The 16682-nt window shown below is 48.4% G+C and carries 12 protein-coding genes; 2 read left to right on the forward strand and 10 right to left on the reverse strand.

Translation table 11 applies throughout. The features are described 5' to 3' along the window. Positions 1–20 precede the first annotated feature (20 nt). The 6 genes from ABLU80_RS14830 to galF form a co-directional block, all read right to left on the reverse strand. Entirely contained in the window at positions 21–2189 is a 2169-nt protein-coding gene (locus ABLU80_RS14830) for a polysaccharide biosynthesis tyrosine autokinase (protein ID WP_126027645.1), read from the reverse strand. A gap of 18 nt (positions 2190–2207) precedes the next feature. Continuing rightward, the gene (locus ABLU80_RS14835; protein ID WP_126027646.1) at positions 2208–2642 is read right to left on the reverse strand and encodes a protein tyrosine phosphatase; all 435 of its coding nucleotides are present in this window, start codon (positions 2640–2642) and stop codon (positions 2208–2210) included. A 3-nt stretch (positions 2643–2645) separates the two neighbouring features. Then, positions 2646–3782 carry a polysaccharide export protein gene (locus ABLU80_RS14840; protein ID WP_213199926.1) on the reverse strand — a complete coding sequence of 379 codons (1137 nt, stop codon included), beginning with the start codon at positions 3780–3782 and terminating at the stop codon, positions 2646–2648. A 113-nt stretch (positions 3783–3895) separates the two neighbouring features. Beyond that, a complete protein-coding gene (locus ABLU80_RS14845) occupies positions 3896–5335 on the reverse strand; it encodes a capsule assembly Wzi family protein (protein ID WP_348850122.1) in 1440 nt (479 codons plus the stop codon). A 932-nt stretch (positions 5336–6267) separates the two neighbouring features. Then, positions 6268–6897, reverse strand: a complete 630-nt coding sequence (locus ABLU80_RS14850) for a phosphatase PAP2 family protein (RefSeq protein WP_348850123.1) — start codon at positions 6895–6897, stop codon at positions 6268–6270. A 445-nt stretch (positions 6898–7342) separates the two neighbouring features. Next, complete coding sequence (galF, locus tag ABLU80_RS14855) at positions 7343–8233, reverse strand: UTP--glucose-1-phosphate uridylyltransferase GalF (RefSeq protein WP_015706060.1); 891 nt, start codon at positions 8231–8233, stop codon at positions 7343–7345. A gap of 854 nt (positions 8234–9087) precedes the next feature. Here galF and ABLU80_RS14860 point away from each other — a divergent pair. Next, on the forward strand, positions 9088–10674 hold the full coding sequence (locus tag ABLU80_RS14860; protein ID WP_015706061.1) for a TerC family protein: 1587 nt from the start codon (positions 9088–9090) through the stop codon (positions 10672–10674). A gap of 49 nt (positions 10675–10723) precedes the next feature. Here the strand turns inward: ABLU80_RS14860 and asmA are convergent, their stop codons facing one another. From asmA to alkA, 4 genes are all read right to left on the reverse strand, one after another. Further along, positions 10724–12571, reverse strand: a complete 1848-nt coding sequence (asmA, locus tag ABLU80_RS14865) for an outer membrane assembly protein AsmA (protein ID WP_086630397.1) — start codon at positions 12569–12571, stop codon at positions 10724–10726. A 27-nt stretch (positions 12572–12598) separates the two neighbouring features. After that, positions 12599–13180: a dCTP deaminase gene (gene dcd / locus ABLU80_RS14870; protein WP_015365790.1), complete on the reverse strand. Its 582-nt coding sequence runs from the start codon at positions 13178–13180 to the stop codon at positions 12599–12601. A 90-nt stretch (positions 13181–13270) separates the two neighbouring features. Next, positions 13271–13912, reverse strand: a complete 642-nt coding sequence (gene udk, locus ABLU80_RS14875; protein WP_015365789.1) for a uridine kinase — start codon at positions 13910–13912, stop codon at positions 13271–13273. Positions 13913–14026: 114 nt separating this feature from the next. After that, complete coding sequence (gene alkA, locus ABLU80_RS14880) at positions 14027–14875, reverse strand: DNA-3-methyladenine glycosylase 2 (RefSeq protein WP_063445739.1); 849 nt, start codon at positions 14873–14875, stop codon at positions 14027–14029. A 136-nt stretch (positions 14876–15011) separates the two neighbouring features. Between alkA and yegD the strand changes: the two genes are divergently transcribed. Further along, a complete protein-coding gene (gene yegD / locus ABLU80_RS14885; RefSeq protein ID WP_348850124.1) occupies positions 15012–16364 on the forward strand; it encodes a molecular chaperone in 1353 nt (450 codons plus the stop codon). Positions 16365–16682 lie beyond the last annotated feature (318 nt).

The raw sequence follows: 16682 nt of genomic DNA on the forward strand, positions 1-16682 counted from the left end.
ATTACAGAGTCCAATAAAAGTTAGTCATTTTTCTTATCGGAATAGGAATAGCCGTAGTGACTATATCCATACCCATAATAACTACTAGCTTTTTTCATGACCCCATTGAGAATACAACCTTTTATTTGAACACCGCTCTGTTCAAAACGCCGCATACTAACTTCAATTTCTTTAGTGGTATTCGCCTCAAACCTAGCAACAAGTAAACAAGTCCCCACATATCTCCCAATTATCGCAGCATCTGTAACCGCAAGAATTGGAGGTGTATCGATGATGACTAGATCATATTGTTGCTCCGCCCATTTCAATAACCCTTCAAAACGAGGATGCATCAATAACTCTGCTGGGTTTGGCGGGATTTGACCACGGCCAATATAATCAAATTCTCCAGCAGCAACTTTTTCAATGACAGCTTCGACTGGTGCTTGTCCAGACAGGATATCTGAAAGCCCTTTATCTAATTTACGGCCAAAAATCTTATGAACGTATCCTTTCCGCAAGTCTGCATCTATGAATAGTACTCTCTTACCAGTTAAAGCAATTGTCGCAGCCAAGTTACTACTAATAAAGGTTTTTCCGGCATTTGGACTAGCACCTGAAATCATTAGAATGTTATTTTTTGCTTCCATCATGGCGAAGTGTAAGCTGGTTCGTAAGCTACGAATTGCCTCTACGGCCAAGTCTGCAGGGTTTTCTACTGCAAGCAATGTGTCAGACTGATTTTTACGTAACTGAGCGGATTTACGATTATTCTTCGAATGCCATTCGGAAATAGGAACACTCGCATAAACGTTAATGCCGATTTCTTCCAATTGTTCAGGCGACTCAATCCCACGGCGTAGAAAAACACGCAGCAATACCAAGCCCACCGCGATAAATAATCCCAATACCAGCCCAACTGCAATTATCATCAATTTTTGTGGCTTAACCGGTTTTGGTTCAGTTACTGCATTATCAATAATTCGAACGTTGCCGATTGCACTTGATTTAGCAATACTTAATTCCTGCTGTCGATTAAGTAATTGCATGTATACTGCGCGACCAGACTCAACATCACGACTTAAGCGGAGTACTTCTTGCTGAGTCGATGGCATACCACTTACTCTCTTATTTAACTTGCCCTTTTCCTGCTGCAAGATATTCCTTTTCTCCATCAAGGCTTTATAAGTGGGGTGCTCTTTCGTATATAACTGAGAGATTTCGGCTTCACGGAAAGTTAGCTCGTTAAGTTGATTATCAACATTTACTATCTGATCCAGCACAGATTTTGCTTCCATATTCAAATCTACTGAATCTTTTTGTCTACGGTAAGCATTCAATTTGTCTTCAGCAATATCCAAATCGTTGCGCACTACTGGCAACTGCTGATTCAGAAAATCAAGACTCTTCGCATCTTGTGCCGCTTGTCGAGCAATGTTTTGTGCTAAGTAATTCTGACTTATGCTATCAAGAATTTGAGAAATTAAATCAGGATTATCTCCAGTTAACGTTAGCGTCAACATCCCTGTGTCTTTACCTTGATCAGAGACATTGAATATTCTCTGAAGATCAGCAATAGCCTTTAGCTTTGTAAATTGTCGAATGATAAACTGATCTCCTGGTTCTGCATCAATTGCATTAACCTGAAGGGATATACCATGTTCATTTAGCAGTGTTCCTACAGTACCATTAGCGGTGAAGTCTTTTCCATCTACCTGATAGTGTTGTTTATCTTTCACCGTGATCATGATATTTGGCACTTCGTCATCATCAGTATTACTTGGTAAGTAAAGACGGCTAACAGTGACCGTCTTTGGTTTCTCACCCATTATTCTTGCAATACCACGGCCAACCAGTGGAAAATACTTTTGTGTCACTTGGGCTTGTAGGTTCAGATCGTCAACGGTCTTGCCAAGAATCATTCGTGATTGTAAAAGAGCAATTTCTGGCGCCGATTGCGGTTGGCTATCTGGCAACATTTGACTAATATTGCTCAAAATTGCATTACCCTGCTTCTGTTCTACCTGGATTAATGCGTCCGACTGGTAGATTGGAGTAGCTAGCAATGCATAGAGAATCGCCAATAGTGTGAATACGGCGGTTACAGAAATGATTAATTTACGATGATCGATTAATTCACCTAGAAGGCGCCCCAAGTCAATTTCATCGGAGTCCGGCGTTGCCGGTTTATTAGTTGTGGCTGAAGTCATGCAATATTTCCCTGAAAATTATCCACCTAGCTTGGCAGCCCAAGACTGGCTTGCTAGCTCAATTAGCTGGTACACCGAATTAAACGCTTCGTCACTTTTGCGGTAAGGGTCAGGAATCTCTTTACCATTAAGCCAATGACCAAAAAGCATCGTTTTACCCCGCACTTCTGGAGCAATTCGGCTCACCTGTTCCAAATGACTAACCTCCATTACCAACAACAGATCATACTGTCGTCCAAGTGCAGAGGTAAATTGAGTTCCTTTGTGACCAGCCAGAGAAACACCGTGTTTCTCTGCAACCCGGATAGCAGAAGCATCTGCTTCATGGTTGACTAAAGCCCCAACCCCAGCAGAATCAATTCTTTTTTCTGGCAATGCCCTTCGTAGCAGGCGTTCACCGATTGGTGAGCGGCAAATATTGCCAGTACAAATAACCAGTATTGAATCAAACATTAGTTATGGCCACGTTTTGATATAGCGAGTAGTTTCGGTTAGATCATGTACCCCTGTGATTGTGGGCACAAGTTGGGAAATAACTCTATTCCAGCGAACCAATGGCGCAGTAGTAACATAGACGATATCATATGGCTGTAACTGGAATTCAGTACCCAATACCATGGCTGACGCATCCTTGGCATTAAGTTGGTAAATATTAGCTATCTTCCCCTGCTTATCCCCTTTCACTTGGCGAATCACGAAGACCCCTGACGCATCACTCATTGATTGAGAAATACCTTCAGCATTACCCAATGCTTCCGCTAACGTCATACCGCTACGATCCATTTTCAGAGTACTTTGTTTGCCAACTTCGCCCATCACAAAGACTTTTAGATCATCGTTACGTGGAACAAATAAAATATCCCCGGGATAGAGCAATTGGTTTTGAGACAGATCACCTTTCTGCATCAGTGCGTACAATGAAATTTTTGTGTCTTTGCCATTGTGCGTGAGCACAACATTACGCCAGTCCGCATCAGGCGCCAAGCCACCAGCCGCATTAATTGCGTCCATAACCGTCAAAGGGATGTTAGTTATTGGTTGCTGACCGGACTTCGCAACTTCACCGGTCACATATACTTTTTGCGAACGGAATGCTGCAACACTGACATCAACTTGCGGGCTTTCAATATAGGTTGCCAGACGTCCCATGATAATTTGACGTACTTCACTTAAAGTTTTACCAGCAACCTGAACTTTACCTATGTAAGGATAGAAAATACTACCATCAGAGTTAACCCAGTTCCCCGTATCGCTCGCACTGCGATACTGCCCCGCAGGTGTCGTTAATTCTGGATGATCCCATACTGTAACCATTAGTACATCGCCTACACCTATATGGTATTCATAACTTTTCAGCAAACTATCTAGTTGTGGGTTCGAACGCGCTATAACCTGTGCTGGGCGAAGTTTATCGATAAGACCTGGAGTCATAGGATAAACATTGACCAGTTTATCAATATCATAATCACTATCAGGTAATTCCACCACATTCTTGCGCAGATCATTTAACCCCTGGCCTGGAATGATTGTGCAGCCGGATAACAAACCAACGACTAAGGCCACAGCCGAAAATTTAACAATTTTATTCTTCATAATGTCATATCATCAATAAACCAAAATTTGCCCAATTGCCGAATGCAGCTCAAATCACTCTGTACAGTACTTACACATGCGTTCGTCACCATACGTCTTTTAGCAGCATTCAGTTATAAATTAAATGGAATTTCTATCCCTGCGCTGGCACCGACATCGTCGCTATCGCTACTATCGGCATTGGTGTACCAAAGATTAGTGTTCAAGCGAACAGATTTATAAACATCACCACTCCAGCCCAACTGTATTCCTTTTAATGTATCTGAGTTCGGAAAAGCTTTATTAATACTCTGGTTTTCCGGGTTAACTTTCGCGTAAACCAGGCGGGTACTCCAGCGCTGATTATCTTCAGTAACCAATTCAACCTTACCCGCAAACAGCTGCCCATCACCTCCCATGGCATCGCCTAACGGATAGCCTTGCTGGTAATAGCCATCTTTATATATATGATGCTGGTAACTGTAGTTTGTACGACTCATATTAGTACGTGTGTCATGTACTTCCACATACCAGTTAACCGCATCTTTACCCCAACCATGATGACCTTCGATACCGCCAAGATACATATTCGCGGAAGGTAAGAATCCTGATTCATCTTCGCCAATCATTTGGCCGTAGAAACTGATCGGCCATCCCAGAGTGGGCTCAAGTTTGAATTTGAAATCAAAACCTGCAAGCTGGTTGCCTGGTTCATTTGGATCATTTGATGAAGTATTGTCTTTACCCGTAAACCCATCCCAGAAACTGCTAAACGATTCTGGCCGCCCTTCCCCACCCCACTGCATAATACGTGAAGCGCCAAGCTCAAGTGACTGAAAAGGGGTGAAAGTAAGACGACCACCGAGGATCTTAGCATGAGGCACAGCCGTATACTGGTTCATCTGGCTGGCGGAAATTTGATACTGCCACGGACCAATCCAGCGTAGCCACCATGTCTCCGGAGCAGCTTGCTCTGCGCGCTGCATTAAAAAACCGGTCATCGGTCTGGCTGCATCTCCGCGGATCAGGCTGCCTTCATAACCAGGCCCCCACCATTGCGGCACCTGACCAAATGATAACCACTGGTTCCAGAATTTGATGGCACCATATGCGCCATTGGCATTAAAACGTGAACCGTTGCTAATACGTTCGCCGCCTTCAACATTGCCCTGCAGATGCACATCCCACCACTCACCGCTGTTATTAAAAGCAAGAGATAGCGAGTTATCTGCCGGCTGGCTTTGGCCAAAGCCCTGTGGCGTGCCTGGTTGGTCAGTCGACGTATAGCCGCTAACGCGAAAATCCGCCTTCAGATTAGAAAGCCGCTGATTGATGCGCGCCAGTACGACTTGTTCAGAGGAATATGAAGGTTTTGCTTTTTTCAACGCTCGAGTGATTTCTTCCTGACTGAGCGGCCAGGTGGAAAGACTGAGATGAATGACCCCACGATCGGAAAGCCATGCCAGATCGTTACGGAGTTCATTATCATTTTGCACCAATCCAGCTGCATATACCTGTGAGCTAACTGATGCAACCAGACCCAAAGCAAGTGCGATACGAGCAATTTTCATCATTGTTCAAGTTCCATTTACGAGTCCCTTCCCACCAGGTGGGTACGGCAATGGGGATTTTTAAGAATCAGGAGCTTATGAGTTCGACAAGCCTATTTTTTACAACAGCGATCCATTGCCTCGATAGACAACATCCTCAAAGTACGAGCGGTTTGCTGTAAACGGATGTGAACTTAACGCATTCATAATGTAAGCGATATTGGTTGCCAAGGCTACTTTCACGGCCTCAATAATGTGCACATGATCAGAACTTGATGACGTAGCTCGGCGCAGGGCTGATTGACTCAGGCCTTTTCAATACGAGAAGGACCGGGGAACTGGATACGCTACCGCCCTTGGCTTAACAGCTACCAAAGCACTGTACCTCTTATCCAGCAATTTTCTTTACGTCCTGCTGTTGCTTAATTAACCACAACTATTATTTTTACCGTCCCGAGTTTACGAGATTCTTCCTGCAAATGGCAGTATAAATTTAACCACACAGACCTGTTAAGATGTTATTTTTCATTTTCCCCGGCAGGATTTCATCCGTTAATAAGATTATTTGATGGATTCTTTACCCATCCGGCATGATATTACCATTGCAACAGTATGGATACGTAACTGCATGATTATAAATGAAATAAAATAATCCGTATGTTTAATGCAAAAAAACAACTATAGAGCAGTCAACTACAAAATATGATAGCCATCATTACCCACTTCGTTTATGGGTTCCAGAAAGATAACTCTGATTTCCGAAATTCCGTTTTGATTTAAGAATCATCCTAATCGCAATATCATGATAGTTCGTGCTTTCAAGTATTCTGTTAACATTATTATGTTTCATCTTTATGAAAGCCACGATTCTATTATCCCTTAATTGTCCGCAGTCTGGCATTTTATCATACCAATCACTCCAGGCTGATAATGTACAGCTTTATCGAATTGCATGATTAATATATATGCTTATGCAGATCGGCTCTGGTGAACGGTTTGTCAAATGGGCCGATCATGGTTGCAACTTTCCCCAGCAGCGATTGTGTTGGCGCTTTAGCCCCGGTGTTTAACAGCACCAGGGGGATGATTACCATGCTCAGCGCTCCTGCCCATGAGATCTGCGCAGCACGCGATGAATGCACACGCCATTGCAACAGCAGAAAAATCAAACTCCCGCAGGCTCCGAGGATAAATCCACTCACCACTTCCGATACCGAATGTGCATGAATCATCAAACGGGAATAGCCAACTATGACAGCAAGGGCATAACCTACAAATACAGCGCTACAGCGGACGGAAAAAGGCGCCCGTGAGGTTAACAGCCATAAAAGGATTGGCCAAAAAGCGGTAGAAAGTGCGGTATGTCCGCTGAAACCGGTAAAATCGATTTCCCGTATGCCAATACCCCAGCCCATAAAAGCCAGCTTTGAAATACACACGACAGTACCCGTAATGCCAAAAAGCAACGCCCATTGCCAGGCCAGCGTCCGGGATGTTTTACGCAGCGCCAGCACCGCAAACAGCACCACTGCGCTAGGCAGCAGCACGGTACTATCGCCAAAAAAAGAGACTAATTGCCAGTTCATTTACGCTTCATCCTCTGACGATACATCCCTTTTCCCTGTATCTTTTCCATGATCTCCCTATGGGCATATTCATCCATTAACATTACGTTTTTAAGCATGTATCACCGTTGTTTAATGGGTAAACATGATCTCAGTCAAGTTTTATTTCGCATCGCTAGCTTTTGTTGCGTACATTTCGTTAAGAAAGCTCACACTAAGCAACTATCAGCTAAGCATTATTTCAACTCATCTGACCAAATGCCTGGCTCACGCCCTGCCAATCATCGATAAGCCATCAAATCCACATACTTAATAAGATTCAACTGAGATGAAAATCTCATTGCATTTACTGCATCGAATGCTAATAACCTCGGTCTCATTTCAGTTGGATCGTGTTACGCTGGCGCGACACCAAACATCTTATGTTATATGCACGCCAGCTCTCGCTCGTATTATGCGCTCAGTTTCACGCCAGCAACTTCTTGATGCTCTCGCGGAATTTAGTCCCTTCTTTATGGTTACGTAAGCCGTAACTCACAAAAGCCTGCATGTAACCCATTTTTTTGCCGCAGTCGTAGCTCTCACCGGTCATCAACATGGCATCGACAGACTGTTTCTTTGCCAGTGCCGCAATAGCGTCCGTTAATTGAATACGACCCCAGGCGCCAGGTTCAGTACGCTCAAGCTCTTCCCAGATATCAGCAGACAGCACATAACGTCCTACGGCCATCAGGTCAGAGTCGAGCGTTTGTGGTTCGTCTGGTTTTTCAATAAATTCAACAATACGGCCAATCTCTCCTTCCACTTTCAAGCCATCTTTGGTTTGAATGACGGAATATTCTGAGAGATCGCCAGGCATTCGTTTGGCCAGAACCTGACTGCGACCGGTTTCATTGAAACGCGCAACCATTGCCGCCAGGTTATAACGCAGCGGATCGGCGCTTGCGCCATCAAGAATGATATCCGGTAACACCACAACAAACGGATTATTGCCAACCGCCGGGCGCGCACAGAGGATAGAATGCCCCAGGCCCAGTTGCTGGCCCTGACGAACGTTCATTATCGTTACGCCTGGTGGACAAATCGCCTGAACTTCGGCTAATAGTTGGCGCTTAACACGCTGCTCGAGTAGCGCTTCCAGCTCATAGGAGGTATCAAAATGGTTTTCTACAGCATTCTTAGATGAATGGGTGACCAGCACAATTTCTTTGATTCCGGCGGCGACAATCTCATCGACGATATACTGAACCATCGGCTTATCAACGATCGGCAGCATCTCTTTCGGTATCGCTTTGGTTGCAGGCAACATATGCATCCCTAACCCTGCTACCGGAATAATTGCTTTCAAACTCACCATTATTTCATCCACCTATATGGTTATAAACTTTCGAATTTTTGTCAGAACGTTGATGTCACTGGCATTTGTTTGTGATGGTACAGCATCGTGTCGCGCACGACTTTAACCAAAATCCTAAATTACTCTCTTAGTCCAAGAATACACGCAAAAAATGCTAGCTGACAGGTCGCTTTAAGAAAATTCTCACGTGTTTATCCTGATCAATCGGCCTTCGAATAAACAGAGCAAGAAAAACGCTTAATCCATTGTTATTAAACAATAATAATTGACCAATGTTCCTGTCGATAAGCTACTTACTTTGCAGATTTAACACCTTCTTTCTTAAAAATCACCGTGGTAAGCCACTACAAAAAAAGTCAAATCCCATGCGAACGAGCAATTTGGCGATAGCAATCAGCAAAATCGTCTAAACTTTGGACAAAAGCTTCGCTAACTAACCTTCTTACCCGTGGATTAACCCCTTGACCATCGCTGATACTGCTGATTTTATGCAACATTGAGCCATGTTAAGGGTCTTATTAAACGCAGGTCCTGACAAGCTACGGAATTCAGTAGGAATATTCCCCTTAATAACATTTTGGTGAAAAATACGGCAATATTTTGACTTTACCCGCTGTTAATAACCCCTTCTTATCCCTGCTATTACCGCACAGTAATTGCAGGGATTTCTAATTAATTCCAAATCAGCCCAGATCGATCTTAAACACCCGATATTTAACGGTGGTTAATTACGTTACCGCTTTCGTTTGATATGCCAGATGGTGCGCGTTGCCGCGATAAATCGTTGCATTTTACCTGGCGCTTATCCATGATCGATAGATCATACGATTATGTTGTAAAGGTTCTAAGTGATTATGGAATGGATTGCCGATCCCTCGATCTGGGCTGGTCTCATTACACTGGTGGTTATCGAACTGGTTCTGGGGATAGATAACCTGGTATTTATTGCGATCCTTGCTGAAAAGCTTCCCCCGGCACAGCGCGATCGCGCTCGCGTTACCGGCCTGCTATTGGCAATGGTGATGCGTCTGGTACTGCTGGCGTCAATTTCCTGGTTAGTCACCCTCACGACACCGCTCTTCAACTGGCATGACTTAAGCTTCAGCGCCCGCGATTTGATCATGTTATTCGGTGGATTGTTCCTGTTATTTAAAGCAACCGTTGAGCTTAATGAGCGGCTGGAAGGAAAAGACAGTAATAACCCCACGCAGCGTAAAGGCGCGAAGTTCTGGGGCGTGGTGGCGCAAATAGTCGTACTTGATGCTATTTTCTCGCTGGATTCGGTCATTACCGCCGTGGGTATGGTTGATCACCTGGCGGTGATGATGGCAGCGGTCATCATTGCCATTACGCTGATGCTGATGGCCAGCAAAGCTCTCACACGCTTTGTCAACAGCCACCCTACGATCGTCATTCTGTGCCTGAGTTTCCTGCTGATGATCGGTTTTAGCCTGATTGCCGAAGGATTTGGCTTCCCAATCCCGAAAGGCTATCTGTATGCCGCCATCGGTTTCTCGGTGATGATCGAATCGTTCAACCAGTTAGCCATCTTCAATCGCCGCCGTTTCCTCTCGGCCAATCTGACCATGCGACAGCGGACGACTGAAGCCGTGATGAATCTGCTAAGCGGGCGCAAAGAGAATGCTGAGCTTGATACCGAGACGGCAACCATGGTCGCCGACCAGGGCGAAAGTCCGTTGTTTAATCCGCAGGAACGCTTAATGATTGAGCGCGTACTGAATCTGAATCAACGTACCGTCAGCAGCATTATGACTTCACGTCATGATATTGAGCACATCGACTTAAGCGCGCCTGAAGAGGAAGTTCGCGCGCTGCTGGAGAAAAACCAGCATACCCGTATTGTCGTCACCGGCGGCAACGATAACGAAGATCTGTTGGGGGTTGTTCATGTTATCGACCTACTACAGCAGTCGTTACGCAATGAGCCGCTGGATTTACACGTTCTGCTACGCCAACCGCTTATTTTTCCGGAAACCTTGCCGTTGCTCCCGGCGCTGGAGCAGTTTCGCCAGGCGCGGACGCACTTTGCTTTTGTGGTTGACGAATTTGGCTCCGTTGAAGGCCTGGTAACCATCAGCGATGTTATGGAAACCATTGCGGGTAATCTGCCTAATGAAGTCGAGGAGATCGATGCTCGTCATGACATTCACAAAAACGCCGATGGCAGCTGGACCGCTAACGGCCATATGCCGCTGGAAGATCTGGTTCAGTACGTTCCGCTGCCGTTGGATGATAAACGTGAATATCACACAATAGCCGGATTATTGATGGAATATTTGCAGCACATTCCTGCCGCTGGCGAAGAAGTGAAAATCGGCGGTTATACGCTGCGTACTCTGGAAGTGGAAAGCCACAGGGTGCAGAAAGTACAGATTATCCCGCCGGTTGAAGTAGAAGATGAATTAGATTATGAAGTGTGAATGAAGTTGAGGGTTAAGCCGCCGCGAGTTGCTCGCGGCGGTTTAATGATTACAGCTTATCAAGCAGTTTCTTCACATCTTTGCCGTTCTGGCTATTACTGTTGCGTTCCGCCCACTCATTCAAACGCTGTCTGGCTTCGTCCTGCAACTGCTTACGCAGGATCTGATCTACCTGTAGGCTATAGCTTAGCGACTGCCACTTGCCATAGATACGTAGCGGGATTGCCGTCTGCTTGAGACGATCAATAAGCTTGCTTTCGCCTTTCCAACCACCTAACACCCGCACGTTGAAATGCATGTCGCAATCCTCTGCTTGCAGATTCAGATTACCTTGCCCGGTCAACGCCATCATTGCCGACTGTCCCTGCAAGCCGTTAAGCGTGATTTGGCCATTATTCAGGGTCAAATCACTGCTTAATGCGTCAAGCTGGGTCGCGTTATCAAAGTTTTCCTGCGCCTGTACATTAGTGCTCCTCGCCACGGCCTGCTGTACTAGCTGCTGGAAGTTGAGCCCTTCGGTACGCGTATCCTTCATCTGCAGCTGTGCCTGTCCCTGCCAGTTGCGACGGAAGTCTTCTGCATCAATGCGCGGCCCCGAGAAATCACCTTTCAGGGATAATTTCCCCGTCAGGTTAATCGGGTAGTTAAACGCCTGCAAAATGGTACCGATTTCCACATTATCCAGTTGTGGCTGGAAAGCGGCATGCGAAGTGTTGCCTCTGACATCCAGCATCCCTGGTAACGAGAGACGTCCCTCTCCCAGACTACCCTCCAGCTGTTTCACCGTCAGCAGCCCCTGCTGGTTAGTGATATTACTCTTCACCTGGCTGAATCGCATGCCACGCCACTGCACCTGGTCCGCCGACAGCGCCAGTTGGCCGTTAAAGCCAAGCAAACTATGATAATCCTGCTGAATATCGCTATCAGCAATCACAGGGCGTAGCTGTCTCGGCTGGCTTTGTCCACGCTGATCGACATTCCCTTCATTGGCCGTCGCGCTTTGCGCAAGCAAACTATCCAGATTCAGGGTGGTCGCCTGCAGGTCTAGCGCCCAGTCAGGTTTCTCCCCCAGTACAACACTACCGCTGCCGGTAATTGCGCTGCCATTAGCAGTGAGATTGAGATTGTTGAAATCGAGTTTTTTCGCTTCTTCAATCCAGCTGGCTTGCAGACTTCCCTGCCCGCTCAGGCCGTCCGGCGGCAACTCCGCCCCACGGACCTGCCAGTTGAGCTGCGAAAAATCCGCTTTCAAAGAGTGAGGGTAATCGCCGCCCTGAACCTGGGCGGTAAAGGACAACGTTAAGTCACGTTGATCGCGATTGACCCTGCCGGAGAAATCTACCGTCGCCAGATGGTTGTCATCCTGCTCCATCTGTAAGCGTATATCGCGCACGGTAACCTGTTCGCCATTTTCATGCTGGAAGAACAGGACGCTATCGGCCACCTGCAGTTTACGGACATCGTAGGACCATCCGCGATCTTGCGGCGCCTGCGGCAACGTATTGTCATGTGGCACCACCGGCGCATTCTGGTTACGCACCGCTTCCGTTTTCGCGGTAAGCTGAATGACCGCGCCTTTCAACATCACCTGCTTCACCTGCAGTTGGTGAGAAAGTAGCGGCATCAGCGCAACATCCAGCCGCATGTTATCGGCACGCACCACCGGTTCGGAAGCGCCTGGTGCCGTCAGCGCCATACGACCGGAGAGAATACTCAGCTGCGGCCAAACATGCCAACGCAGCGGCCCGTCAAGCTTCAGTTGATAGCCGCTACGCTCCGCCACTTCCTGCACCATATAGTTGCGGAAGTCATTAGGGTTGACCAGCAGCACCAGCGCAGCGAGCCCCGCAACAATGACGGTCAACAAGATCATCAGCGTGGTCAGAATTCGTCTCATGGCATCCTCGATAAGCCGCTAACTTTATCAATCCTTGTCGATTCGACTCGCTACCGCGCCCTGCTGGTCGCGATATTTGGCATCTTCACGGCGGTTATATGGCCGCGCCGCCGGGCCCGAAAGCGGCTCAAAGCTCAGCGCGCCAATGGGCATTCCCGGGCGCAACGCCAATGGCAGCTTGCCGGAATTATAGAATTCCAGCACGATGCAGCCAGACCAGCCCGGATCAATACGGTGCGCAGTGACGTGTACCATCAGCCCAAGGCGCGCCAGTGACGAACGGCCATCAAGCCAGCCGACGAGGTCAGCCGGAAGCGTTACTGACTCATAAGTCACAGCCAGCGCTAATTCTCCAGGATGAAGATAGAAAGCCTCGCCTTCCGGCAGTACGATCTCTTCGCTCATTACCCGGTCCAGCGCCGCGCTCACTTCCGCCTTCGGGCCGCTCAGGTCAATAAACGGCGCCGTATGACCGCGGAAGGTACGGAATTTATTGCCTAAGCGAACGTCAACGGTGGCGCCGTTAATTCGATCCACCGGCGGGCGCGGGCTGATTGCCAGGCGCCCTTCATCCAACCAGGCTTCTATATCTCGGTCACACAGACGCATGAGCTTTCTCCTTTAAGGCATCTAGCCCTTACGCTTTCCGGGAATAAGGGCAATTGGGATTCTCTTTGCACGTTACACAATTAGTACGTGTTATTCAAAGAACTGACTGATTTTGGCCTTCAGAATATCGATGGCAATACGGTTTTTACCGCCGCGCGGGACAATGATGTCAGCATATTGCTTGGAAGGTTCAATAAATTGCAGGAACATTGGCCGCACCGTCTTCTGATACTGCGCCATCACCGAGTCCATGGAACGGCCACGCTCGTTAACATCACGCTTGATGCGGCGCATCAGACAGATATCCAGCGGGGTATCGACGAAAATAGAGAAGTTTAATTCATTGCGCAGTCTGGCATCCGTCAACAGCAGGATCCCTTCGAGAATGATCACTTTCTTCGGTTGAATATGAATAGTTTCCGGCATACGCGTATGCTCAACGTAGCTATACACGGGCAATTCAATTGGCTGGCCGCTTTTCAGCGTCTGTAAATGCTGAAACAGCAAGCTATGATCCATTGAGCTTGGATGGTCATAGTTGGTTTTTACACGCTCTTCCATCGACAGATGGCTTTGATCTTTGTAATAGCTGTCTTCTGGAATAACGCCAATATGCTCATCGCCAACTTGTTCACGTAATTCACGATAAAGTGTGCTGGCGATAAGGCTTTTGCCCGAAGCCGATGCGCCGGCGATGCCTACAATGACGCACTGATGAGACGTATCAGTCATAAATTTTTGCGACCTGATTAACCTGGATGTAGATGGAGGGTGACGGTTGACCGTCAAACGCGGCAATTATAGGGATTTCAGGGCGGCGATACCAGTGATATGCGCCCTGTACGCCTATTCCTCGTCCGGCGCCCAGCCTTCGGTGTACCAGATATGCAACAAAGCATAGGAGCGCCAGGGTTGCCAGCGGCTGGCATAGCGCGCGATACGCGCAGGCGTCATTCCGGGAAAACGCTGTTTAATCAGATAGTCATCGGGCAGAAAAATATCTTTTGCCTGCCAACCGCGCAGCGCATAGTAATTCGCCGTCCAGCGACCGATGCCCGGCAGACTCTGCAATTGTTTCATGCCGGTTGCCATATCAGCAGGCGCCGTCAACGGCAATTCTCCGCTCAATGCCGCTTTGCCAAGGTGAATTAACGCTTCCGCGCGGCGAAGCGGCATCCCTAACGCCTTAAGCGCCAAAGGGTCGGCTTGCGCCAGTTTCTGCGGTTCGGGAAAAATAACATAACCAGGCGCTTCGCTTAACGCTTCCCCATAGACCGCGGCCACTTTCGCCGTCAGCTTCGCCGCCATCGCTACGCTCACCAGTTGCCCCAATACCGCGCGCACCGCCTGTTCAAACGCATCCAGCGCCCCCGGCAAGCGAAGTCCTGGTCGCGGCTGCGCCAGTTTGCCTAAGGTTTGTGTGACCTCAAATGGATCGCATGCTAAATCAAACAGTTGCGCTACACGCGCCAGGCACTGGTCTGCTACCGGTAACAGCCCATGAGAAAGCGTAACCTGGAACCCCTGGCGGCGTTCATCCGGTTTAACGGTAATCAACCCACGATGCCCATCTAAACTGAAGCTGCGGGTATATTGATCTTCCTGGAAGGTTTCAATTCCCGCCACCGCACGCGCGCTGAGAAACGCGAACATCCATTGCCAGTCATAGGGCGCTCGCCAGGATAATAATGTCATGCTCTCTCCTTATTAATCGCAACAAGCATAGATGCTCTAAGCCTGCTGCGCCTTGCTTTTAAATTCCAGTTGTCGGCATGGCGGCAATCCGCTAAAGTCGCCCCCCTTCTTCACTGGCATGGGGATTTTTCAGGTCATGTTTATTGGTTTTGACTATGGTACCGCCAACTGTTCGGTCGCCGTCATGCAGGATAATGCGCCACGGCTTTTAACGCTGGAAAACGGTAGCCCGCTGCTGCCATCAATGCTTTGCGCCCCGACGCGCGAAGCGGTCAGCGAATGGCTATACCGCCATCATAATGTCCCGGCCGACGGCGCAGAAAATCAGGCGCTACTACGACGCGCCATTAATTATAACCGTGATGAAGATATCGAAGTCCTGGGCAACAGCGTCCAGTTCGGCCTCGCCTCACTGCATCAATACGTTGACGATCCGGAAGAGGTCTATTTCGTTAAGTCGCCAAAATCGTTTCTTGGCGCCAATGGCCTGAAACCCCAGCAGGTCGCGTTATTTGAAGATCTGGTCTGCGCGATGATGCTACATATCAAACAGCAGGCGCAGTCTCAGCTTAGTGAACAGATTACCCAGGCGGTTATTGGTCGACCAATTAACTTCCAGGGTCTTGGCGGCGATGACGCTAACGCTCAGGCACAGGGTATTCTCGAACGCGCGGCGAGGCGAGCAGGATTCAACGATGTCGTGTTTCAGTTTGAACCCGTTGCGGCGGGGTTAGATTTTGAAGCCACGCTCAATGATGAAAAACGCGTGCTTGTCGTCGATATCGGCGGCGGCACCACCGACTGCTCACTGCTGTTGATGGGGCCGCAATGGCGGCAGAAAGCCGACCGTCAGGATAGCCTGCTGGGCCACAGCGGCTGCCGTATCGGCGGTAACGATTTGGATATCGCCCTGGCCTTCAAATGCCTGATGCCGTTACTCGGCATGGGCGGTGAAACGGAAAAAGGCATTGCGCTGCCGGTACTGCCCTGGTGGAATGCGGTGGCGATTAACGACGTCCCGGCGCAGAGCGATTTTTACAGCGCCGCCAACGGACGTATGCTCAATGACCTGCTGCGCGACGCTCGCGATGCCGACAAGGTCGCACTGCTGCTTAAAGTCTGGCGTCAGCGCCTGAGCTATCGCCTGGTACGCAGCGCGGAAGAGAGCAAAATCGCCCTTTCCGCTCAGCCGGATTTCAACGCCGAACTGCCGTTTATTAGCGATGAGCTGGCTACCGCAATCAGCCAGGAGGGGCTGGAAGAGGCGCTCAATCAACCGCTGGCTCGCATCATGGAGCAGGTAAAGTTAGCGCTGGAAAGCAGCCATGAAACCCCGGACGTTATCTATCTCACCGGCGGTAGCGCACGATCGCCGTTAATTAAAAAGGCGCTGGCCGCACAGCTGCCGGGAATACCGATCGCCGGCGGCGATGATTTTGGTTCCGTTACCGCCGGGCTTGCCCGCTGGGCGCAGGTGGTTTTCGCCTGAAACGCGAGCGCCATTCGGTAACCTGAGTTGACTTTGCCGCTTTTTCGTCCTAACTTGCAGGATGAAGGGTAAGGGAGGATTTCTCCTCCCCCTGGCGTCTTAGTAAGCCGGTAAGCTAATCACTAAGAGTATCACCAGTATGATGACCAGGTTCATCATAACCCTTTCCTTATTTAAGGCCCCTTCCTCAGGAGGGGCTTTCCTGTATTTAGCCTCCGCTAAATCAAGCTGACGTTACCATGCCGCGTCTGACGCATTTCTTTTCAGCGTTCGGCTTTGCGAGCCTCCTCGTGAAAGCCCGCCAATTCAGACCTTTCC

It is taken from the genome of Klebsiella sp. CN_Kp104, assembly GCF_040064515.1.
Classification (GTDB): Bacteria; Pseudomonadota; Gammaproteobacteria; order Enterobacterales; family Enterobacteriaceae; genus Klebsiella; species Klebsiella aerogenes.